This is a genomic window from Roseateles asaccharophilus, from assembly GCF_004362405.1.
GTDB classification, from domain to species: domain Bacteria; phylum Pseudomonadota; class Gammaproteobacteria; order Burkholderiales; family Burkholderiaceae_C; genus Kinneretia; species Kinneretia asaccharophila.
Genome location: NZ_SNXE01000006.1, coordinates 127871 through 149005, shown reverse-complemented (window position 1 = coordinate 149005; position 21135 = coordinate 127871). Strand labels below are relative to the sequence as shown.

21 protein-coding genes are annotated in these 21135 nt (G+C 67.0%); 10 read left to right on the top strand and 11 right to left on the bottom strand.

Annotated features, from left to right (window positions below; genetic code table 11):
- The first annotated feature begins 52 nt into the window (after window positions 1-52).
- Window positions 53-880: an EAL domain-containing protein gene (locus DFR39_RS13810; protein ID WP_133604266.1), complete on the top strand. Its 828-nt coding sequence runs from the start codon at window positions 53-55 to the stop codon at window positions 878-880.
- A 43-nt stretch (window positions 881-923) separates the two neighbouring features.
- Here DFR39_RS13810 and DFR39_RS13805 read toward each other — a convergent pair whose 3' ends face one another.
- Window positions 924-1853, bottom strand: a complete 930-nt coding sequence (locus tag DFR39_RS13805) for a LysR family transcriptional regulator (RefSeq protein ID WP_133604155.1) — start codon at window positions 1851-1853, stop codon at window positions 924-926.
- 57 nt (window positions 1854-1910) lie between these two features.
- Between DFR39_RS13805 and DFR39_RS13800 the strand changes: the two genes are divergently transcribed.
- Entirely contained in the window at window positions 1911-2324 is a 414-nt protein-coding gene (locus DFR39_RS13800; protein ID WP_419789847.1) for a YbaN family protein, read from the top strand.
- Window positions 2325-2393: 69 nt separating this feature from the next.
- Here DFR39_RS13800 and DFR39_RS13795 read toward each other — a convergent pair whose 3' ends face one another.
- Both DFR39_RS13795 and dinB read right to left on the bottom strand, forming a co-directional pair.
- Window positions 2394-3188, bottom strand: a complete 795-nt coding sequence (locus DFR39_RS13795; RefSeq protein ID WP_133604154.1) for a PEP-CTERM sorting domain-containing protein — start codon at window positions 3186-3188, stop codon at window positions 2394-2396.
- A gap of 199 nt (window positions 3189-3387) precedes the next feature.
- Window positions 3388-4644 carry a DNA polymerase IV gene (gene dinB / locus DFR39_RS13790; RefSeq protein ID WP_133604153.1) on the bottom strand — a complete coding sequence of 419 codons (1257 nt, stop codon included), beginning with the start codon at window positions 4642-4644 and terminating at the stop codon, window positions 3388-3390.
- A gap of 189 nt (window positions 4645-4833) precedes the next feature.
- Here dinB and DFR39_RS13785 point away from each other — a divergent pair, with 189 nt between their 5' ends.
- From DFR39_RS13785 to DFR39_RS13770, 4 genes are read left to right on the top strand one after another with little or no spacing between them, the layout of a single operon-like run.
- Complete coding sequence (locus DFR39_RS13785) at window positions 4834-6114, top strand: efflux RND transporter periplasmic adaptor subunit (RefSeq protein WP_133604152.1); 1281 nt, start codon at window positions 4834-4836, stop codon at window positions 6112-6114.
- Entirely contained in the window at window positions 6111-6821 is a 711-nt protein-coding gene (locus DFR39_RS13780) for an ABC transporter ATP-binding protein (protein WP_133604151.1), read from the top strand. Before DFR39_RS13785 ends, DFR39_RS13780 begins: the two co-directional genes overlap by 4 nt.
- 4 nt (window positions 6822-6825) lie before the next feature.
- Window positions 6826-7983: an ABC transporter permease gene (locus DFR39_RS13775; RefSeq protein WP_133604150.1), complete on the top strand. Its 1158-nt coding sequence runs from the start codon at window positions 6826-6828 to the stop codon at window positions 7981-7983.
- Window positions 7984-8007: 24 nt separating this feature from the next.
- Window positions 8008-9177 carry an ABC transporter permease gene (locus DFR39_RS13770; protein ID WP_133604149.1) on the top strand — a complete coding sequence of 390 codons (1170 nt, stop codon included), beginning with the start codon at window positions 8008-8010 and terminating at the stop codon, window positions 9175-9177.
- 19 nt (window positions 9178-9196) lie between these two features.
- Here the strand turns inward: DFR39_RS13770 and DFR39_RS13765 are convergent, their stop codons facing one another.
- Entirely contained in the window at window positions 9197-10771 is a 1575-nt protein-coding gene (locus DFR39_RS13765; protein ID WP_133604148.1) for an aminotransferase class V-fold PLP-dependent enzyme, read from the bottom strand.
- Window positions 10772-10890: 119 nt separating this feature from the next.
- Between DFR39_RS13765 and DFR39_RS13760 the strand changes: the two genes are divergently transcribed.
- Window positions 10891-11352 carry an Lrp/AsnC family transcriptional regulator gene (locus tag DFR39_RS13760; protein WP_211343871.1) on the top strand — a complete coding sequence of 154 codons (462 nt, stop codon included), beginning with the start codon at window positions 10891-10893 and terminating at the stop codon, window positions 11350-11352.
- Window positions 11353-11361: 9 nt separating this feature from the next.
- Here the strand turns inward: DFR39_RS13760 and DFR39_RS13755 are convergent, their stop codons facing one another.
- Window positions 11362-11850 carry a hemerythrin domain-containing protein gene (locus DFR39_RS13755; protein WP_133604146.1) on the bottom strand — a complete coding sequence of 163 codons (489 nt, stop codon included), beginning with the start codon at window positions 11848-11850 and terminating at the stop codon, window positions 11362-11364.
- A gap of 307 nt (window positions 11851-12157) precedes the next feature.
- Between DFR39_RS13755 and DFR39_RS13750 the strand changes: the two genes are divergently transcribed.
- Window positions 12158-12739 (top strand): hypothetical protein, encoded by a 582-nt coding sequence (locus DFR39_RS13750; protein WP_133604145.1) that lies wholly within the window; start codon window positions 12158-12160, stop codon window positions 12737-12739.
- Between the two features lie 43 nt (window positions 12740-12782).
- Here the strand turns inward: DFR39_RS13750 and DFR39_RS13745 are convergent, their stop codons facing one another.
- The 3 genes from DFR39_RS13745 to argH are packed head-to-tail and all read right to left on the bottom strand — an operon-like array spanning window position 12783 to window position 16547.
- On the bottom strand, window positions 12783-13484 hold the full coding sequence (locus DFR39_RS13745) for a response regulator transcription factor (RefSeq protein ID WP_133604144.1): 702 nt from the start codon (window positions 13482-13484) through the stop codon (window positions 12783-12785).
- 10 nt (window positions 13485-13494) lie between these two features.
- Entirely contained in the window at window positions 13495-15096 is a 1602-nt protein-coding gene (locus DFR39_RS13740; protein WP_133604143.1) for a sensor histidine kinase, read from the bottom strand.
- A 44-nt stretch (window positions 15097-15140) separates the two neighbouring features.
- Window positions 15141-16547 (bottom strand): argininosuccinate lyase, encoded by a 1407-nt coding sequence (gene argH, locus DFR39_RS13735; protein ID WP_133604142.1) that lies wholly within the window; start codon window positions 16545-16547, stop codon window positions 15141-15143.
- Between the two features lie 103 nt (window positions 16548-16650).
- Between argH and DFR39_RS13730 the strand changes: the two genes are divergently transcribed.
- Both DFR39_RS13730 and DFR39_RS13725 read left to right on the top strand, forming a co-directional pair.
- Window positions 16651-17736, top strand: coding sequence for a sensor histidine kinase (locus tag DFR39_RS13730; protein ID WP_246030832.1), 1086 nt, complete (start codon window positions 16651-16653; stop codon window positions 17734-17736).
- A gap of 12 nt (window positions 17737-17748) precedes the next feature.
- Entirely contained in the window at window positions 17749-18561 is an 813-nt protein-coding gene (locus DFR39_RS13725; RefSeq protein ID WP_133604141.1) for a LytR/AlgR family response regulator transcription factor, read from the top strand.
- A gap of 69 nt (window positions 18562-18630) precedes the next feature.
- Here DFR39_RS13725 and pncB read toward each other — a convergent pair whose 3' ends face one another.
- The 3 genes from pncB to DFR39_RS13710 form a co-directional block, all read right to left on the bottom strand.
- Window positions 18631-19854, bottom strand: coding sequence for a nicotinate phosphoribosyltransferase (gene pncB / locus DFR39_RS13720; RefSeq protein ID WP_419789846.1), 1224 nt, complete (start codon window positions 19852-19854; stop codon window positions 18631-18633).
- Window positions 19851-20651: a cysteine hydrolase family protein gene (locus DFR39_RS13715; RefSeq protein ID WP_133604140.1), complete on the bottom strand. Its 801-nt coding sequence runs from the start codon at window positions 20649-20651 to the stop codon at window positions 19851-19853. Before DFR39_RS13715 ends, pncB begins: the two co-directional genes overlap by 4 nt.
- A 66-nt stretch (window positions 20652-20717) precedes the next feature.
- Complete coding sequence (locus tag DFR39_RS13710) at window positions 20718-21080, bottom strand: carboxymuconolactone decarboxylase family protein (protein ID WP_133604139.1); 363 nt, start codon at window positions 21078-21080, stop codon at window positions 20718-20720.
- Between the last annotated feature and the right edge of the window lie 55 nt (window positions 21081-21135).

The window sequence follows — 21135 nt, the reverse complement described above, 5'->3', positions numbered from 1 at the left end:
GCCGACCGTGGCCGGCGTGCGAAAACGCGCTCCTGGATGGCAGAATCAATCGATGGTTGCCCTCCACGTGCATCGCCCGAACGCTTCCTTCCCTGCCGGATTCCGGCCCCTGGAAGGCACGGTGGCGGATTGCGAGGACTGTGGCAAGGCCGAGCGGCTGGGCTTCCAGTTTGACTTCGCCTATCAGCCCATCGTGGATCTGCAGGCCGCTCGGATCTTTGCGCATGAGGCCCTGGTGCGCGGCCCTGCCGGCGAGTCTGCGCAATCCGTGCTGTCCCAGGTCAATGATCACAACCGATACCGCTTCGACCAGGCGTGTCGGGTGAAGGCGATCAAGGGCGCGGCCGAGCTCGGCATCCAGGATTGCGTGTCCATCAATTTCCTCCCCAACGCGATCTACAAGCCCGAGCTCTGCATTCGCACCACGCTGCGTGCGGCGCAGACGCATGGCTTTCCGGTAGAGCGCATCATCTTTGAGGTCACGGAAGGCGAGCGGGTTGAAGATGGACCCTGGTTTGCCGCGATTCTGCGCGAGTACAAGCGCTGCGGCTTCAAGACCGCGATCGACGACTTTGGTGCCGGCTACGCGGGGCTCAAGCTGTTGGCCGACTTCCAGCCCGATCTGATCAAGATCGACATGGATCTGGTGCGCCATATCGACGCGAGCAAGCCCAGGCAGGCCATCGTCAAGCACCTGGTCCGGCTTTGCGCCGAGATGCGCATCGAGGTCATCGCTGAAGGGATAGAGACGCCGGCGGAGCGCGACTACCTCCTCGATGCCGGCATCCATCTGATGCAGGGCTATCTGTTCGCGAAGCCGGCCTTCAAGTCGGTGGCCACGCTGGCGCCGACGGCCCTGCGCGGCGCACCAGCGCGCTGATGGCTTGACGCCCCGAGGCGGATCTCGGGTCAGCCGGATCGGATCAGGCGGATCTGTCGCCCGCGGCCAGCTCGGCGGCGGCGCAGCAGCCGGCCAGCCAGGCGGCGAATGCCCGTGCTCCTTCACTCTCGGCGGCATGCAGATGCAGCACATAGGGCTTTTGTGCAGGCACGCTCAGCGCGAAGGGTCTCAGCAAGGCCCCGCTGCCCAACCAGGCGGCGGCCAGGCTGGGTCGACCCAGCGCGATGCCCTGGCCCCAGGCCGCCGCCTCAAGCGTCAGGCCCAGATCGACAAAGCGTGTGCCGTGGCTGGGTTCTGGCCAGTCGAGGCCGGCCGCGCGCAGCCACGGTGTCCAGGGCTCGATCGGGGTGCGCAGCAGCGGGGCATGGCACAGATCGGCCGGTTCGCGCAAAGGGGTGCCTTCTCGCTCGAGCCGCTGCAGCAGGGCGGGCGCGAGCAAGGGCGTGACCTGGCCCAGCATCAAGACCTGGCCCTCGCTGCCGCCCGCGCTTGTCAGGCTGTTGCCGATCTCGACCTCCGCCTCGGGGGCGGCTTCGTCCAGGAAGGGGGTGGACAGCAGCAGCTCCAGCTCGATTTCCGGGTGAGCCGTGGTGAAGCCCGGCAAGGCGGGTACCAGGATTTGGCGAGCAAAGGTGGGCGGTGCCGCGATGCGCAGGCGCTCCACGCGCTGCACCGCGCGCCGGTGCAGCGGAATAGCCGCCAGCAGCTCCAGCGCGGCACGCAGCTGCGGCAGGTACTCCTTGCCCGCGGCCGTCAAGGTCAGGGGCTTGGTCGAGCGCAGCAGCAGGCTCACGCCCAGCAGCTCTTCGAGTGTCGAGATGCGCTTGGACACGGCACTGGCGCTGATGCACAGCTGCTCGGCCGCCCGCTCCAGGCTGCCCAGCCGTGCTGCGGCCTCGAAAGCGCGCAAGCCATCGATCGACGGAAAACGTAGGAATTGCTCGCTGCTCATAGGGCGCCAACTGTAGCGGCCGAGCGGGGGCTGCTGAAGCCTTCTACACTGCGCGGCATGTCGCCCGATCCCGCGCCCGCCGTCATGCACATCGAACCGCCGCGCCGGCCGGTGTGGTGGCGCCTGCTCTGGGTACTGGCCGGCGCGATCAGCCTGGCGCTGGGCATCGTGGGCATCTTTCTTCCGGTGCTGCCCACTACGCCCTTTGTGCTGCTGGCGGCCTTCTGCTTCTCGCGCGGCAGCCGCCGCGCCGAGGACTGGCTGCTCAACCATCCCCGCCTGGGCCCCGTGGTGCGCGACTGGCGTGCCACGCGCGCCGTGCCCTTGCGCGCCAAGCAGATCGCCACCGTCATGATGACGCTCAGCTCGATCTGGGCCGGCTACACCCTGCCCCTGGCCTGGTGCTGGCTGCCGGCCGCGGGCTGCGCGGCGGTGGCCGCCTGGCTCTGGAGCCTGCCCACGCGGCGCTGAGCGTCGGGCCCAGCACCTGACCGGTTCTTGAGCGCCCCGAAGGTGGGCGGGCCTCAGGGCTGGGGGCCTTCAGCGCGGGCGCCGCCGCAGGACACTGCCCATCAGGCCCAAGCCGAGCAAACCCAGTGCCAGCGTGCCAGGCAGCGGCACAGTTTGTGGCCCTTGGCCCACGAACACATCAATTTTGGTGCTGGCAAGCACACTTGAGTCTTGTAGCGCCTCCAGTGTGAAGGTGTACTGGCCATCGAGATTGGGATCAAAGACCCAGTTGGAGCCGTTGTCGAAGAAGTCCAGATTCCAGGAGTTCTGAACCAGATTGTTGCCGGCCACAAAAGACGCGTAGGCGGTTTGCTGCGCCAGTGAGCCAACGCCTCCGTCACACACGGTGCGCTGATCGTTGGATTCCGTGCTGCCGTTGTTGCCGAAGGAGTGGTCCGCGCAAGCAACGCCCTTGATCGGGTCAAAAGCCAGGAAGCTTGTGGCGACGCCCGGGTCGAAGTCCAACTGCAGCCGGTAGCTGAGTTGGCTGAGATTCCGGCCCAGCTGACCTGTCAGGTCGCTATTGATGGACCACTCAAAATTCCATTTCGCGCGTACATTGCCGGCACCACCGCCCCCGGCCTCATGGTCGTAGCTGCCATCGCCGTTGCTGTTGAACTGATTGGCGGGTGTGGGATAGCGCACCTTGGCACGCAGACCCAATTCAATGCCTTCGGCACGATCCACCGTAAAACTGCCGTTCGCGTTCCCGGAGCCGAAGATCACGGCGGTCACGTTTTGGTCGAAAAGAAGGGGGCCCGCCACGGCGGGCGCGGAGGACGTGACAGCAGCCGCAAGAGTCAAAAACAAATGACTGGTTTTCATGCAGGTCTCCAAGAGTTTTGAGCGCCACGACGGTGGTTCGCGAACAGCAAGCAATATTCGCGCCCAAACAGGTGGGCCTCTTCGATGCGTGCGCCGCACCGTGGGGCAGGCATGCCTGCTGCAAGCTCGAAAACCTGTGTTGGTGCGTCAAACAGGGCCCAGCCTGTAAAGAAAATCGACATATGACCCGCGCCGGACCTCAGAACAACTCCAGGCTCTCCAGGCGTGGCGCGGCTTTGTCCTCGCTCGGCCCCGGCTTGCGGGCTGGGGCGCGCCGCGCCGGCTTGAGCTGCAGGGCCTCTCCCGGGCGGCTGAGATTGCCGATGCGCACGCCTAGCAGGCGCAGCCGTTTGCTCAGGTCCACGCGCTTGAGGCAGCTGCCCGCGGCGCGGCGGATGGCGGCGGCATCGGCGATGGGCTGGTCCAGGGTCAGGTCGCGGGTGACGGTGACAAAGCCCTCGAAGCGCAGCTTGAGGCCCACGGTGCGGCCCTGGTAGCCCTTGCGCGCCAGGTCACGGGCCAACTGCTCGCAGAGCTCGGTGAAGATGGCGCCCAGCTCGGCCTTGTCATGCACGGCGTGGAGATCGCGCTCGAAGGTGGTTTCGCGGCTGATGGACACGGGCTCGCTGTGCGTGACCACGGGACGGTTGTCGCGCCCGTGCGAGGCCTCATGCAGCCAGGCGCCATAGCTCTTGCCGAAGTTCTGGATCAGCCACAGCGGTTCGGCCGCGGCGATCTGCCCCACAGTCTCGATGCCCAGTGCATTGAGCTTGGCCGCGGCCTTGGGGCCGATGCCATTGATCTTGCGCACCGCCAGGGGCCAGATGCGGCCGGGGATGTCATCGCGGGTCAGAACCGTCAGGCCGTCGGGCTTGTCCAGCTCGGAGGCGATCTTGGACAGCAGCTTGTTGGGCGTGACGCCGATGGAGCAGGTGAGGCCGGTGGCGCTGAAGACCGAATTCTTGATCTCGCGCGCCAGCGCCCGCACGCCGCCCAGCGGGTCGTGCCCCACGGCCTCGCGGGCGCCGGGCACCTCGCTGAGGTCGATGTAGATTTCGTCGATGCCGCGGTCCTCGATCACGGGCGCGATCTCGGCCACCGCGGCCTTGAACAGGCGCGAGTAGTGGCGGTAGCGCTCGAAGTCGGTGGGCAGCAGGATGGCGTCGGGTGCGCGCAGCGCGGCCTTCATCAGGCCCATGGCCGAGAACACACCCAGATCGCGTGCGGCATAGGTGGAGGTGGTGGCCACGCCGCGGCCCGTGTAGTCGCGCAGGCGCGCGAACTCGCGCGTGCCATCGGGCCTGAGGCGTGGCGCATGGTCGCGTCGCCCGCCGATCACCACGGGCAGGCCCTTCAACTCGGGGTAGCGCAGCAGCTCCACCGAGGCGTAGAAGGCGTCCATGTCCAGGTGCGCGATCAGGCGATCGGGCAGGGGCGGGACGGTGGGCGCAGACATGGTGAATCGGATTATCACGGCCCCCGCGTCAGGCCGTGACAGCAGGAAGGCCCAAGAGCGCTGGGCCCTGGGGGACAGTTCTTGAGGGACAGCGAAGCTTCATCTGCTTTGTGCACAATGGCAAACCGCAGTGCTCCCCAGACGCTCCACAACAACTTTTGCGGGCTATTGCAGGCTCGTTGCGAAACCATGGCAGATGCATCTTCCCCCGCAGGACTGGCTGGTCTGAAGCTCGACCGGAACGCCTCAGGCGGGGCCACAAAGCGCCGCCGGCTTCCCTGGCGCTGGATTCTGCTGGGGCTGGTGCTCGTGGGTGCGGCCGCCGTGCTGCTGGCGCCGCGCCCCGTGGAGGTGCGCGTCAGCTCGGTGCTGCAGAGCACGCCGGCGGCCCAGTACGCCCAGCTCACCGCCTCGGGCTATGTGGTGGCCCAGCGCCGTGCGGCCGTGGCCTCCAAGGCCAGTGGCCGCCTGGTGGAGCTGAATGTGCGCGAGGGCTCGGTGCTCAAGAAGGGCGATCTGATTGCCCGCATCGATGCTTCCGATGTGCAGGCCTCCATCGGGGCGGCGCTGGCGGGCGTGCGCCTGGCCGAGTCCAGCGCGCGTCAGGCGCAGAGCGGGGCGCAGCAGGCCCAGGTGGAGCTGAGCAATGCGGACGCCGAGTACCAGCGCAGCCTGAGCCTGCAGGCCCAGGGCTTTGTGTCCAGCCAGGCCCTGGATGCCGCGCGCCGGCGCCTGGATGCGGCGCGGGCCGGTCTGGCCGCGGCCCAGGCCGGTGTGGGTTCGGCCCAGGCCGCGGTGCAGCAGGCGCAGGCCCAGCTGGCCCTGCAGCAGGTCAACCGCGACTTCACCGAGATCCGCGCGCCCTTTGATGGCGTGGTGCTGGTGAAGAACGCCAATGTGGGCGACATCATCACCCCCTTCTCCAATGCCGCGGGCTCCCAGGGGGCGGTGGTCACCATGGCCGATCTGGGCACGCTGGAGGTGGAGGCCGATGTCTCCGAGTCCAGCCTGGCCAAGGTGGCGCCGGCCCAGCCGGTGGAGATCACGCTGGACGCCCTGCCGGGCCAACGCTTCCAGGGTCAGGTGGCGGGCATCGTGCCCACGGTGGACCGGGCCAAGGCCACGGTTATGACCAAGGTGCGTTTTGATCAGCTCGATGCTCGCATCCTGCCGGAGATGAGCGCCAAGGTGGTGTTCCTGTCCAAGAAGCCGGCCGCCGAGGAGCTCAAGCCGGTGCTGGCCGTCAACCCCAAGACCCTGCAGGAGCGGGAGGGCAAGACATGGCTCTTGCGCCTCAAGCGCGAGGGTGAGCACGATCAGCTGGAGGCGCTGGAGGTCAAGAAGGGCCGCAGCCTGGGCGATCTGGTCGAGATCTCGGGCGCGGGCCTGAAGTCGGGCGATCGGGTGGTGCTGGAGCCTGGCCCCAAGCTGGCCGGCGGTGCCCGGGTCACGGTGTCGGCCAAGCCATGAGCGAGCGCGCCCAGCCCCTGATACGCATCGAGTCCCTGTCCAAGGCCTATCGCCGCGGGCAGCAGGACATTCCGGTGCTGCTGGACGTGAGCCTGGAGGTGCAGGCCGGCGAGTTCGTGGCCCTGATGGGCCCCAGCGGTTCGGGCAAGAGCACCTTGCTCAATCTGATCGCCGGCATCGACCAGCCCAGCAGCGGACGCATTGTGATCGGCGGCGTGGACATTGCCACCCTGGGGGAGGGCGCGCTGGCCGACTGGCGCGCGGCCCATGTGGGTTTCATCTTCCAGTTCTACAACCTCATGCCCGTGCTGACGGCGCTGGAGAACGTTGAGCTGCCCCTGCTGCTGACGGGGCTCTCGGCCCGGCAGCGCCGCGAGCATGCCCAGGCCGCCCTGGCCATGGTGCGTCTGGACGACCGGCTGGACCATTACCCCAACGAGCTCTCGGGCGGGCAGCAGCAGCGCGTGGCCATTGCCCGCGCCCTGGTCAGCGATCCCAGCCTCATCGTGGCGGACGAGCCCACCGGTGACCTGGACCGCAGCACCGGCGGCGAGGTGCTGGACCTGCTGGAGCGGCTGAACCGGGAACTGGGCAAGACCATCGTCATGGTCACCCATGACCCCAAGGCCGCCGCCCGTGCGCGGCGCCTGATCCATCTGGAAAAGGGTGTGCTGGTGCCGGACGAGGCCATGAGCGGCGGGGACTGAAGCCATGTTCCTGCTGCGCCTGCTGCTCAAGAACGCCTTTCGCCACAAGCTGCGCACCCTGCTGACCCTGGTGGGTCTGGTGGTGGCGCTCTCGGCCTTTGGTCTGCTGCGCACGATTGTGGATGCCTGGTATGCGGGCGTGGAGGCCAGCAGCAGCACGCGCCTGGTCTCGCGCAGCGCCATATCCCTGACCTTTCCGCTGCCGCTGTCCTATGCCCAGCGCCTGCGGGCCGTGGAGGGAGTGAGCAGCGTGTCCTGGGCCAACTGGTTTGGCGGCATCTACATCACGGAGCGCAACTTCTTTCCGCAGTTCGCGGTGGAGCCGGCCAGCTATCTGGCGCTCTACCCGGAGTACCGGCTCAGCGACGAGGAGCGCCTGGCCTTCATCCGCGATCGCCAGGGCGCCATCGTGGGGCGCAAGCTGGCCGACAAGTTCGGCTGGAAGATCGGCGACCAGATACCGCTGCGCGGCACCATCTATCCGGGCACCTGGACCTTCACCCTGCGCGGCATCTGGGACGGGGCCGAGGCCAAGACCGACGAGAACCAGATGCTCTTCCACTGGGGCCTCATCAATGAGAGCCTGCGCAAGCGCCTGGGCAATCGGGCGGACTTTGTGGGGGTCTACATCATCGGCATCGACGACCCGCAGAACGCGGCCCAGGTCTCGCAGCGCGTGGATGCGCAGTTCAAGAACTCCCTGGCCGAAACCCTGACCGAGACCGAAAGCGCCTTCCAGCTCAGCTTCGTATCCATGAGCGAGGCGATTCTGGTGGCGGTGCAGGCGGTGAGCTACATCATCGTGCTCATCATCATGGCGGTGATGGCCAACACCATGACCATGACGGCCCGCGAGCGCCTGGCCGAATACGCCACGCTCAAGGCCCTGGGCTTTCCGCCGGTCTTTGTGGTCAAGCTGCTGTTCGGTGAGAGCCTGACCATCGCCCTGGCCGGCGGGGTGCTGGGCCTCTTGCTGACCCTGCCCATGGCGGCCGCCTTTGCCCAGGCGGCGGGCACCTTGTTCCCCATGTTCCAGGTTTCGGGCATGACCATGGCCCTGCAGCTGCTGGCGGCCCTGATCGTGGGCGTGGTGGCAGCCGCCTGGCCGGCCTGGCGCATGAGCCGCATCGATATCGTGCAGGGGCTGCGCCATGTGGCCTGAGTTCGCAGCCTTGGGGAGCCTGGCATGAAGGCCGTGCCGCTGAGCTATATCGCGCGCAATCTCTGGGTGCGTCGCGTCACCACCCTGCTCACGGCCGGGGGCATGGCCCTGGTGATCTATGTGTTCGCCACCGTGCTGATGATGAGCGAGGGCATACGCAACACCCTGGTGGCCACGGGGCAGGCCGACAATGTGATCGTGCTGCGCAAGGGCGCCGGCGCCGAGATCAACAGCGGCATCGCACGCAGCCAGGCCGCCATCGTTGAGAGCCTGCCCGGCATCGCCACCGACACCCTGGGCCGCCCCCTGCTGAGCAAGGAGCCCGTGGTGCTCAACAACCTGCCCAAGCGCGGCAGCGGCAAGCCCAGCAATGTCACGGTGCGCGGCACCTCGGCCCAGGGCCTGCAGCTGCGGCCTTCGGTGCAGATGCTGGAGGGACGCATGTTCCGCCCGGGCAGTTCCGAAATCGTCACCGGCCGCGCCGTGGCCCAGGGCTTCCAGGGCGCGGCCCTGGGCGAGACCCTGCGCTTTGCCGGCCGCGACTGGACCGTGGTCGGGGTATTCGACGCCGGTGGCAGCGGCTTCGATTCCGAGATCTGGGGCGATGCCGAGCAGATGCTGCAGGCCTTCCGGCGCGATGCCTTCTCGACCGTGGTGTTCCGGCTGCAGGAGCCGACGCAGTTCGAGGCCATCAAGGCGTCCATCGAGGCCGATCCGCGCCTGCAGCTGGAGGCCAAGCCCGAGCGGCGCTTCTACGCCGAGCAGAGCGAGGCCCTGGCCACCTTCATCAGCATTCTGGGCACCTCGCTGTCGGTGATCTTTTCCATCGGCGCCATCGTGGGCGCCATGATCACCATGTTCGCGGCCGTGGCCCAGCGCATTGGCGAGATCGGCACGCTGCGCGCCCTGGGTTTCCGGCGCGGCGCGGTGCTGCTGGCCTTTCTGGGCGAGTCCATGCTGCTGTCCCTGGTGGGCGGGCTGATCGGCCTGGCGGCCGCCGCCCTGATGCAGACGGTGAACATCAGTACCACCAATTTCCAGACCTTTGCCGAGCTGGCTTTCCAGTTCCGGCTCACGCCCACCATCGTCTGGCAGACCCTGCTGTTTGCCCTGTTCATGGGCTTTGTGGGCGGCTTTGTTCCGGCCTGGCGGGCGGCCCGGCTCAAGATCGTGGACTGCCTGCGCGAGGCCTGAGCCTCGTACTTGGACAGGTTCAGGCCGGCTGAGGCCGTGGGCACAGCGCCAGGCCGCCGGCCAGCTGCCACACCGCGCCGTGACCCAAGGCCAGCAGATGCAGGGCAGCCTCGCGGCTGCGCTTGCCGCTGCGGCATAGCAGCAGTACGGGGCGCTGCATCAGCTCGGGCCGGGATGTCAACGCCTGGGCGAAGCGGCTCAAGGGCAGATGGAGCTGGGGCAGTTCCGACAGTGCGCAGGGCAGGAGGCCGGCCTGCTGCTCATAGGCCTCGCGCACATCGATCAGCAGGGTCTCGGGTTGCTGTCGCAGATGCTGTGCCAGGTCTTGCCAGCCCAGGTCGATGCAATCCTCAGCCGAGTCCTCTGTAGGGCTGAGCAAGGCGGCGCCAGCCTCGGCGGTCTTGCAGTCTTCGCTCAGGCGGGCCCAGACTTCGCCCGCACGGCGCAGGGCCGCGCAGCATTGGGCAATGAATTCGGGCTCGTCCATGGGGCCAAAGGAGAGGCGAATGGCGCCGCGGCTGGCCCAGTCGGGGCGGGCCATGGCGTCCAGCACATGGCTGCCCGCAGCCTTGCCGGCCGAGCAGGCGCTGCCGGCGCTGACCTGCACACCGCTGGCGTCCAGCAGGTTCATCAGCTGCTTGCTGCTGGCGCCGGGCAGGGCGAAATTGAGCGTGGTGGGCAGGCACAGGTCCAAGGGGGCGTTGAACTCCAGACCCGGAAAGGCCTCATTCAGCGCTGCCACCAAGTCGCGGCGATAGCCCTCAAGTCGGTCGGCACTGGCAAACAGCCGGCCCTCGTTGAGGGCTTCAAACACCGCCCCAAAGCCGGCGATGCCCGGCAGGTTCTCGGTGCCCGAGCGCTGCTCGGACTCCTGGCCGCCGCCCACCATCAGCGGGTGGTAGGGGCTGCCTTCGCGCACATAGAGCAGGCCCACGCCCTTGGGGGCGTAGAGCTTGTGGCCGGAGAAGCTGGCGTAGTCGATGCGGGTGGCGTCCAGATTCAGTGCCAGCTTGCCCAGGGCCTGCACGCTGTCCACCAGCCACAGGGCGGGACTCTGCGCCGCCCGCAGCAGGGCCTCGATGCCGGCGATATCGCTGATCACCCCGGTCTCGTTGTTGGCGGCCATGGTGCACAGCAGGGCGGTCTGGGGCAGCCACTCGCGCAGCCGGGCCAGCTCATGCCGGCCCTGGGCGTCCACCGGCAGCAGGCGCACTTCCAGGTTCAGACCCAGGGCCTCGTTCCAGTGCGAGACCGCCTGCAGCACGGCCTTGTGCTCGGTGGCGCCGACCAGGAGCAGCGGGGCTATGGCTTGACCGGCCTCGCGGCGCTGGCGCAGGCTCAGCAGGGCGCTGAACACGGCCGTGTGTATGGCCTCGGTGGCGCCGCTGGTGAAGATGCAGCGGCCGGTGCCCGCACCGATGGCCTGCCGCGCGGCGCGGCGCGCGCGCTCCAGCTCATGGCGGGCCCGCAGGCCCTCGCTATGGCTGCTGCTGGGATTGCCGAAGCATTGCTCCATCAGCCGCAGGGCCGCGGCACGGGCGGCCGGGCAGCAGGGGGTGGTGGCATTGGCGTCCAGGAACAGGGAAGGGGTCACGGCAGCGGTCCTTGCGGCAATCTCGGGGCTGCCAAAGTCTATTTACCGCCTGGCAGAAAAACGTTCCAAATTTCCCTTCAAAATCCGCCCGGAGAGAATTTCGTTCTACGGAGGTGCAGATGCTTGATCGCATAGACCGGAAAATCCTGGCCGAACTGCAAAAGGATGCCACGCTGCCTGTGGCCCAGCTGGGGGAGCGGGTGGGCCTGTCCAGCACGCCCTGCTGGAAGCGCATCAAGCGCCTGGAGGAGGAGGGGCTGCTCACCGGCCGGGTGGCCCTGGTGGACCGCAAGAAGGTGGGCCTGCCGGTCACGGTGTTCGTGAGTCTGCGCCTGGCGCGCCATGATGAGGCCTCGCTGCAGCGCCTGGCGGCCCTGGTCGCGGACATGCCCGAGGTGCAGGAGTTCCACCGCATGAGCGGGGACGTGGACTATCTGCTCAAGGTGGTGAGCACCAGCATCGAGGGCTATGACCAGTTCTACAAGAAGCTGATTGCGGTCTCGGACTTCCGCTCGGTGTCCTCGGCCTTCTCGATGGAGCAGATCAAGAGCAGCACGGCGCTGCCCCTGGATCTGGTCTGAGGCCGGCGCTCAGTCGCTGCAGCCCTGGCTGCCGCAGCCGCTGATGGCCGCGGTCTCCCGCGCCAGGGGCTGGGCCAGGCTGCCGCTCGCCGGGTCGTAGCCGACCTGGCTCATGTGGAAGACCAGGGCCGCGTCCATCATCTCGGCGTGGGCTGGCAGCCATTGCGCCAATTCGCCGACGACGATGCGCATCGGTTCGAGATCCTTGAGTTCGGTTGCGTGTCGCACCACCTCGTGCATGACGTTCAGCACCATCTTGTGCTGGCTGCTGTGGCAGTTGTCTGGCTCGAAACCTGTAGCCGCCATCCAGCGCTCTTCCATACCAAAGTGCTCGATGGTGTGCTCCAGCAGGCGCTGGAAGCTTGGCAGGGGGTTGGCGTCCGTTGACAGCACGGCGGCCAGCTCATTGATCAGGTCCACCATCTGGTGGTGGGTCTCGTCGATCAGCGGCTGCTTGAGAGACAGCGCATCGGTCCATTCGAGGGTGACAGGGCTCATGGGTCGCAGCGTAGCGCAATTCGTGGCTGGAGGTTGCGGGGCCTTGTGGCTTGTCTGTGCGCGGCATCAAGAATCACGCGGGCGCCCCATGCGTTGACCGCAGGCCTTGAGCTTCATCTGGCGTTCATCTGCTTGGCATGCGCCATTCATTTGCAGTTCACCGAAGAGATCAGGAGAGCTTGCTTCAATGCGGGCGGTGCAGAGCGGGTGTCTTCGGATCGCTCTGCCGGAGCAGAGCTGCCACGGCGTCTGCCGTCGCAGAATCATTCACAAGCGTCTTGTGCGCTAGTCCAGCGAACTCATCATCATGATCAAGCACGTTCTTGCTAACAGTTTCATTCTCTGTGCGTCCCTCGCTGCTGCGGTGCCTAGCCTGGCGCAGGCCCAGAGCACTGAGCCACGCGTCTACAACAGCAACATCACGCTGGTTGAAGTCAGGGCGGCACAGAAGGCGTGGGGTGATGCGCTGGTGAAGATCAGTGATGACTTCCAAAGTGGTGGCCTGGCCAAAGCCAAGACCACGGCCAATGCAGTGCTTGACGCCGCCTACGGCTACAACCTGGGCCCCGTGCTCTTCAAGCCGACCCTGACAGTGGCTCCCCAGACCTTCCGCACCACCAAGGAGGGGGCTCTTGCCTACTTTGTCGGCGGCGATACCAACTTCCCGAATGACAGCGGCTTCGCACTCAAGGGTTGGAAGAAGGTGGACATTGTGAACGCTGCTGTTCACATCAACGGCGATGTCGCAAGCACGATGGGCAAAGTGGTCTTGACGGACGCCAAGGGACAGAGCACCACCGTTGACAAGACCTGGACCTTTAAGAAGGACGACAGCGGTGTGGTGCGCATCGTGCTCCATCACTCTTCCTTGCCCTATACCCCGAACTGAGCGGTCCTCTGATCGCCGGTGCCCTTGAGTATGGCCATCCTGCTCAGCCGGGGCCGCTGTCGATCTTGTAGCCCAGGCCGCGGACAGTCAGGATGAGAGGCTGTTCGCGCCCTTCGTCCAGCTTGGCGCGCAGGCGGCGGATATACACGTCCACCACGTTGGTCAATGGATCCTCGCTGTATCCCCAGATCGTGTTGAGGATGCGCTCGCGGCTGAATACCCGGCCAGGGTGGCGCATCAGCAACTCCAGCAGCGCGAGTTCGCGCGCTGTCATCGGCACCAGGCCGTTGTCGCGGCGCACTTGCATCCGCTCCAAGTCCAGCACCACGTCCGCCACGCTGATCTGCCGCAGACGGCTCTTGCCCGCCTCTTCCATGTGAGCATCGACCCGCCGCAGCAGGGCCTCGATGCGGGCCAGCAGCTCGTCGAATGCAAAGGGCTTGGTCAGGTAGTCGTCCGCGCCGCAGCGCAGGCCAGCGACTTTGTCCTCCAGAGCGTCCATAGCGGTGAGCATCAATACCGGCGTGCGCACGCGTGCGGCGCGCAGGCGCTGGCAGGCCTCTACACCGTTGATACCCGGCAGCATCACGTCGAGCAGGATCAGGTCGGGCTCAAGCTGCTCGACCGACTTCTGTACCAGGTCACCTCGCTCGATCACCGTGATCTGGTAGCCTTCGGCACGCAGGCCGCGGCTGAGGAAGTCGGAGACTCTTCGGTCGTCTTCTACAACGAGTAGATGGGGCATGAGTTGATCTTCAGGCTCTTTCGAGGGGCAGGCTGATCTGAACGACCAAGCCCCCCGCTGTGCGGTGGGACAAGCGAAGCCGGCCACCATGGGCGACCGCGATGTCTTCGGCGATAGCCAGGCCCAGCCCCATCCCTTCCGGACGTATGCTGCGCGCTGCATCAGAGCGCCAGTAGCGCTCCGACGCCTTGTCGAGTTCCTCCGGGGACAGACCGATGCCGTTGTCCTCGACGCTCAGACTCAGGCTTGGCGGGACGCCTTCGTCCAACTGCGCGCCCAGCCAGATCTGGCCCGGACTTGGGGTGTAGCGTATGGCGTTGTTCAGTAGGATGGTCAGGGCCTGAGACAGCTTCTCGCTGTCGCCGCGCAGCCGCAAGTCTGACGGCACTTCCGGTAACGGGTTCAAGGCTAGCCGATGTCCGGCTGCTGCTGCAGCGCCCCGATGTTGTTCCAGTGCCTGACGCAAAAGCGCATGGGCATGGATGGTTTGAAGATCCATGCCCTGGCTCGCTTCGCCTTGACGGGCCACAGCCATGAGCTCGGCAATGCGGGCTCCAAGCTGACGGGCGATCGTGGCAATCCTCTCGAGTGCTTCGCGATAGACATGCTCCGGATGGCCGCTGCGTCGTAGGCTGACTTCCGCCTCGCCGAGAAGGGCGGTGGTGGGCGTGCGAAGCTCATGGCTGATATTGGCAAAGAACTGTCGCCGGGAACGGTCGATGTTCAGCAGCTGTTGGTTCGCCGCATGCAGATCCTGTGTTCGCTGTGTTACGGCATCCTCAAGGCGCTGGCGCTGGCTGACCTCGTTGGCACGGTGCAGCTGGATTTCCTCAGCCATCCGATTGAAGCTCATGCTCAGGCGGTCGAACTCGTCGCGGCCGTGAATGGCAATGCGGTGGTCCATCCGACCGGCTTGTAGGGCCTGTGTGCCGTCGAGCAAGGGCGCCATGCGGCGACGTATGTCTAGAGCGAAATAGGCGACAAAGCCCACTGAAAGCACGATGGTCGACAGGATGCTGAACAGGGCCAAATGCCGGGATCGGCTGAGGGCGGTCTGGGCCGCTGCTTCGGTCTCACGGCTGTGCACCATCTGTACCTTGATGGCATCGGCGATCAGGGTGCGCATGTCCTGACCCTGCGAGATGTCGAAAACGCTCAGCATCTCGTCCCACACTGCCGCCCTCTCGGTATCCGGGTCTGGCCGCGCGACCTGCGGTTGAGCCTTGAGAATCTGCTCTCGCAGTGCTTCAAAATTGGTTTGGAGGGCGACGAGGGTCTGGCGAGACACTGTCTCGATTGCCAGGTCGCTGGCATCGGTCGCCTCCATGGCGTTAAGCCGCCCGAGCTCGACCAGACTGGCCTGCATGCGCTGAAGGTACAGATCACGTTGCGCCACCGGCGCTGAGTCGGTCAGGAGGTACTGCGCAAACCAGACCTTCAGCCTCTGCTTGTTGGATGAGAGTTCCAGGTACTGGACGAGTACATCCTTGCCGCGCAGGCTGCGTGATCGATCAAGTTCCGACTGGTTGACCAACCAGACCACGATGGCGAACTGTGTTGCCACAACCGCAACCAGCACGCCGAGCCACAGGCCGAGACGCGCCTTGAACATGGCATTCCCCTGAAGGGCCCCAGAACAGCCTGCTCCTCGCGGCTTCAGGCCAGGCGGGCGCGGTGGCGGGCCACCTGGGCGCGCACCTGCTCGGGCGCGGTGCCACCCAGGATGTTGCGGGCATTGAGTGAGCCGCGCAAACTCAGCACTTCGAACACGTCCTGGCCGATGCGGGCATCGAACTTCTGCAGCTCGGCCAGGGGCAGCTCGGAGAGGTCCACGCCGGCCTGGATGGCGGTCTTGACCGCATGGGCCACGATCTCGTGGGCGTCGCGGAAGGCCAGGCCCTTCTTGACCAGGTAGTCGGCCAGATCGGTGGCTGTGGCATAGCCCTTGAGCGCGGCGCGTTCCATGGCCTCGGGCTTGACGGTGATGCCGCCGGCCATCTCGGCAAAGATGCGCAGGGTGTCCTTCAAGGTGTCCACCGTGTCGAACAGCGGTTCCTTGTCTTCCTGATTGTCCTTGTTGTAGGCCAGGGGCTGGCCCTTCATCAGGGTGATCAGGCCCATCAGATGGCCCACCACACGGCCGGTCTTGCCGCGCGCCAGCTCGGGCACATCGGGGTTCTTCTTCTGCGGCATGATGCTGGAGCCGGTGCAGAAGCGGTCGGCAATGTCGATGAAGCCAAAGCTCTGGCTCATCCACAGGATCAGCTCCTCCGAGAGGCGCGAGATGTGCACCATCACCAGCGATGCCGCGGCCGTGAACTCGATCGCGAAATCGCGGTCCGAGACGGCGTCCAGGCTGTTCTGGCACACGCCTTCCATCTTCAGTGTGCGGGCCACGCGCTCGCGGTCCAGCGGGTAGCTGGTGCCGGCCAGAGCCGCCGCGCCCAGGGGCAGGCGGTTGACGCGGCGGCGCGCGTCGGCCAGGCGCTCGGCGTCGCGGGCGAACATCTCCACATAGGCCAGCAGATGGTGGCCAAAGGCCACGGGCTGGGCCACCTGCAGATGGGTGAAGCCCGGCAGGATGACCTCGGCGTTCTTGTCGGCCACCTCCACCAGGGCGCTTTGCAGGGCGCGCAGCAGCAGGCTCAGCTCATCGATCTCGTCGCGCAGCCACAGGCGCACATCGGTGGCCACCTGGTCGTTGCGGCTGCGGCCGGTGTGCAGGCGCTTGCCGGCGATGCCCACCAGCTCGGTCAGGCGGGCCTCGATATTGAGGTGCACATCCTCCAGGTCCAGCTTCCACTCGAACTGGCCGGCCTCGATCTCGCCTGTGATCTGGGCCATGCCGCGCTGGATGGCGGCGTGGTCCTCGGCGCTCAGGATGCCCTGGGCATGCAGCATCTCGGCGTGGGCCAGGCTGCCCTGGATGTCGGCCTTCCACAGACGCTTGTCGAAGAACACGCTGGCGGTGTAGCGCTTGACCAGCTCGCTCATGGGCTCGGAGAAGAGCGCGGACCAGGCTTGGGCTTTGTTGGCGAGTTGGTTGTCGGAGACGGAGGACATCGGTGGCGGGCTCGTGGCAGGGCGCCGGGGGGTGCCCGCATGGCGCGGGCCACGGCGCAGAGGCGACAATGGCGGAACAAGGATTCTAATTGCCGACCGAACCATGACGGGACGAGCACACAAGACGGAAGACGCGCCGCGCGCGCGCGGCGCGGTGGCGGGGGAAGGTAGCCAGCCCTCGCGGGCGCCCCAGCAAGGCTCGGCACCCTTCGATGCACAGAGCGTGTTCGATGTCTGCCATGCGGGCCTGGTGCTGCGTGCCGTGCTGGGCGTGCAGCTGATGCTGGGCCTGGGCATGGCCCTGGCCGCGCGCGATCTGGTGCAGTGGATGGCCTGGGTCAGCAGCGGCACCGTGGTCAGCCTCTCGGGCGTGCTGCTGTGGCTGCTGCTGATCTGCGCCCTGCAGCGCCAGCTCGCCCGCTGGCGCGAGCGCTGGCAATGGGGCCTGGCGCTGCTGCTGGGGGCCATGTGTGCTTCCCTGGGCTGGCAGCTGCTGAGCCTGGCCAGCGGCGAGGCCAGCAGCGCTTTCCGACTGCTCAGCGTGGCCCTGGCCGGCTTGGTGTCCGCCGCTATGCTGCTGTACTGGCTCAAGCAGCGACAGCGGGCACAGCGGCCGGCCGATGATCTGGCGCGTCTGGTGGAGTTGCAGGCCCGCATCCGTCCGCACTTTCTGTTCAACACGCTCAATACCGCCATTGCCCTGGTGCGCATCGACCCGCAGCGCGCCGAGGGCGTGCTGGAGGACCTGAGCGAGCTGTTCCGCGCGGCCCTGGCCGAGACGGACGCCGTGGTCAGCCTGGATGCCGAGGTGGAGCTGGCACGCCGCTATCTCGATATCGAGCAGATCCGCCATGGGGCGCGCCTGCGTGTGAGCTGGCAGCTGGATCCGGCCGCCGGCTCAGCCCGTGTGCCGCCCCTGCTGCTGCAACCCCTGGTGGAGAACGCCGTGCGACACGGCGTGGAGCCCAACGAGCAGGGCGGCGAGGTCGAGATCCGCACGCGCGCGCGCGGCTCCGAGGTCGAGATCCTGGTCCGCAACACCGTGCAGGCGCCAGCGCGGCAGCCTGGGCATGGCCTGGCCCTGCGCAATCTGCGCGAGCGTCTGCGCCTGATGCATGATGTGGCCGCCCGTTTCGAGCTCAGCCCCGAGGCTGGGCGTTTCACTGTCCGCATCATCCTGCCCCGCTGAACCGCTTTTGCCATGCATACCACGCCCGCCCTCAAGGTCCTGCTGGTCGATGATGAGCCGCTGGCGCGTGCGCGCCTGCGGGGCTTGCTGGAAGCCTGTCAGGAGCCGCGTGCCGAGGTGGTGGCCGAGGCCGGTACGGCCTCGCAGGCCCAGCTCTGGCTCAAGGAGCATGGCTGTGACCTGGTGCTGCTGGACGTGCAGATGCCCGGCCCCGATGGCCTGCAGCTGGCCGACACCCTGCGCGAGAAGACCCAGCGACCCGCGGTGGTCTTCGTCACCGCGCACGCCGAGCATGCTTTGCGCGCCTTCGAGCTTGACGCGGTGGACTACCTGACCAAACCCGTGCGCCGCGAGCGCCTTCAGGCCGCGCTGGCGCGTGTGGCCGAGCGTCTGGCCGAGAGAGCCGCGGCCCGTGCCGGGCGTGAGGCGGAGGCGAGCGCCCCGGAGGGCGATGTGATCACCCTGACCGAGCGCGGCCGCCTGCTGCGCGTTCCGGTGAGCGAGGTGCTCTATATCAAGGCGGAGCAGAAGTACCTGACCCTGCGCACCGCCACTCATATCCATGTGATGGACGGCAGCCTCTCCGAGCTGGAGACGCGGCTGGCGCCGCGCTTTCTGCGCGTGCACCGCAATGCCCTGGTGGCTTGCAGCGCGGTACGCGAGCTGGAGCGCCATGGCGGCGAGTCCGAGGACGAGAACACCGCGTACGGCGCACTGGAGCCGGGCTGGGCCGTGCGCATTGCCCATGTGGACGAGTGGCTGTCGGTGTCGCGCCGGCAGGTGGCGGCGGTGCGGGAAGCCCTGGCCGCGGGCTTGCGCGGATGACAAAGGCGCAAGCCGCTGCAAGGTGCGCGCTGGCCGTAAGGCGTTGACGTCCGCGGCGCGGCCAGGCGTTCAGCCTGCAGGCAGCTTGAAGACCTGGCGCAGATAGGCCAGAAAGGTCGCGTCCTCGCACAGGGTCTTGCCCGGGCTGTCGGAGAGCTTGGCCACGGGCTGGCCGTTAGCCTGGGTGAGCTTCATCACGATGTGCAGGGTACGCAGGCCCAGATCGTTGGTGAGGTGGGTGCCGATGCCAAAGCCCAGCTGGGTGCGGTCGGCAAAGCGGCGGTAGAGCTCCAGGGCCTTGGGCAGGGTCAGGCTGTCGGAGAAGACCAGACGCTTGGTGTGCGGGTCGATGCGCAGCTTGGCATAGTGATCCAGGGCCTTCTCGGCCCAGCAGACCGGGTCGCCCGAGTCGTGGCGCAGGCCGTCGAAGAGCTTGGCGAAGTAGAGATCGAAGTCGGCCAGGAAGGCGTCCATGCCCACCACATCGGTCAGGGCGATGCCCAGATCGCCCCGGTACTCCTGCACCCAGCTCTCCAGCGCGGCCTTCTGATGCTCGCGCAGGCGCACCGAGTCCAGGGCCTGGAAGGTCTGCAGATACTCGTGCGCCATAGTGCCTATGGGCACCAGGCCCAGATCGCGCGCCAGTAGCACATTCGAGGTGCCCTTGAAGAAGGGCTGGGCCTCGCGGGCCAGGCGACTGATCACCTCGCGCTGCCAGGCCCCGCTGTAGCGGCGGCGCAGGCCGAAGTCAAAGAATTCGAAGGGGTGGCGCCGGCCGTGCGCCTCCTGGGCGCCGAACACGCGCAGCTGGGCCAGCTTCTCGTCCAGACGGCGCCGGCCCTCGGCCAGTGCTGCCTCGGCCCCGCCCAGGCGGCGAAAGTAGAGCTCGTTGACCAGGGCCAGCACGAAGATCTCGAAGCCCATCACATGCACCTGGGGGCCGCGGGCGATGATCTCCAACTGGCCCGAGGGCAGGGCGCGGGCGCGGATGAAGTCGCGCTGGAACTGGAAGATGCGCAGGAAGTCGATGAAGTCGCTCTTGATGAAGCGCAGCGAGGCCAGATAGTCCAGTTCCTCGCGGCCGAAGCGCAGCGAGCACAGATGGTCCAGCTCGCGGTCGAGCTCGGGCAGCAGCTCGGCCAGGGGAAAGGCCGGCTCGTTGCGACACCAGAAGGCGTATTCCGCCTGGGTCTGCGGGTGGCGATGCAGCATGGCCTGCCACATCGTGAACTTGTAGAGATCGGTCTCCAGCAGGCTGGAGATCACGGGCGCTCCCGGGTGGTTCATGCTCATGCCAGCAGCTCCGCGCTGCGCGCCAGGCGCAGGCCGCGTGCCTGCATGCGGACCAGGAAGTCGGCGGCCTGGGGCTCGAAGCCGGCCACGGGGCTCATGCCGTCGATGATCAGGGTGATCTTGTCCACGCGGCCCGAGGGCAGGTGCTCGACCAAATCTTCCACCGTGGCCTTGACGCAGTGGCTGCTGGCCTCACCCGCAATCCACAGCGCGTCGCAGCCGTCCAGGCGCTGCAGCAGGGCCTGGTTGAGCTGGGTGCCGGCATCGGCGGGATCGGGCACCTCGGCCTGCAGTGCGCTGTAATGCTCGGTCCAGGGGTTCAGGCCCTTGAGCACGAACTCCACATGGCGCTGGCGTGTCAGCTGCCAGTCCACCAGGGCCTGCTGCAGGCCGGCATGCACGTTATGCCCCCAGCTGCCCAGCTCGCAGTGCACCGGCCAGACCATCAGGGTGTAGCGGCCGCGTGCTTCCAGGGCGTCCAGATAGGCCTGGGCGCGGGGCAGGGCGCCGGCTTCGCGCGGGCGGTAGGCCCCGGCGCGCAACTGGGCGGCGCTGATGGTGGCGAAGGGCGGTACCGCGCCGCCCCCGGCCGTGGTCCAGAAGCCGGGGTGGGCGATGTCCAGGCGGCGGTGCGTGTCCAGGGTGACGGTCACCGCCTCGATGTCCGCGCCGCGGGCTGCCAGCAGGCCCGCCATGCGGCGCAGATCGGCATCGGCGCCGGTCACGGGCAGGCTGGCGCCGGGGATGTCGCAGAAGTCGTTCTGGGGGTCGATCAGGAGGAGGTGATGTTTGGGCAAGGCGGGGCTCCGGCGGGACCGCCACTATACGAGCAGGGCCAGCGCCGGAACGCGGTGCCTGCAGGCTCAAGCTTGCTTCGCGTCAGCGAACTCCTGATAGGCAGCGACCGCGTTGGCCGCATACATCAGTGAGGGACCGCCACCCATATAGGTGGCCACGGCCAGCGTCTCCTCCAGCTCCTCTCGGCTCACACCCAGGCGCACCAAGGCCTGCACATGAAAGCCGATGCAGGCATCACAACGCGCGGCCACGCCCAGGGCCAGGGCGATTAGCTCCTTGGTCTTGCTGTCCAGCACGCCGTTGGCGGTGGCCGCCCGCCCCAGGTCACCGAAGGCCTTCATGACCTCGGGTGTGCCCGAGCGCAGGGTGGCGAGATTGCTGCTGACGCGTCGCGTCAGCTCGCGGTAGGAGGTGTTGGTGTCGCTCATGACCGAGATATCTCCTTGGAATGAATCCCAGGCACCCTTGGATGGGTGCCTGGGT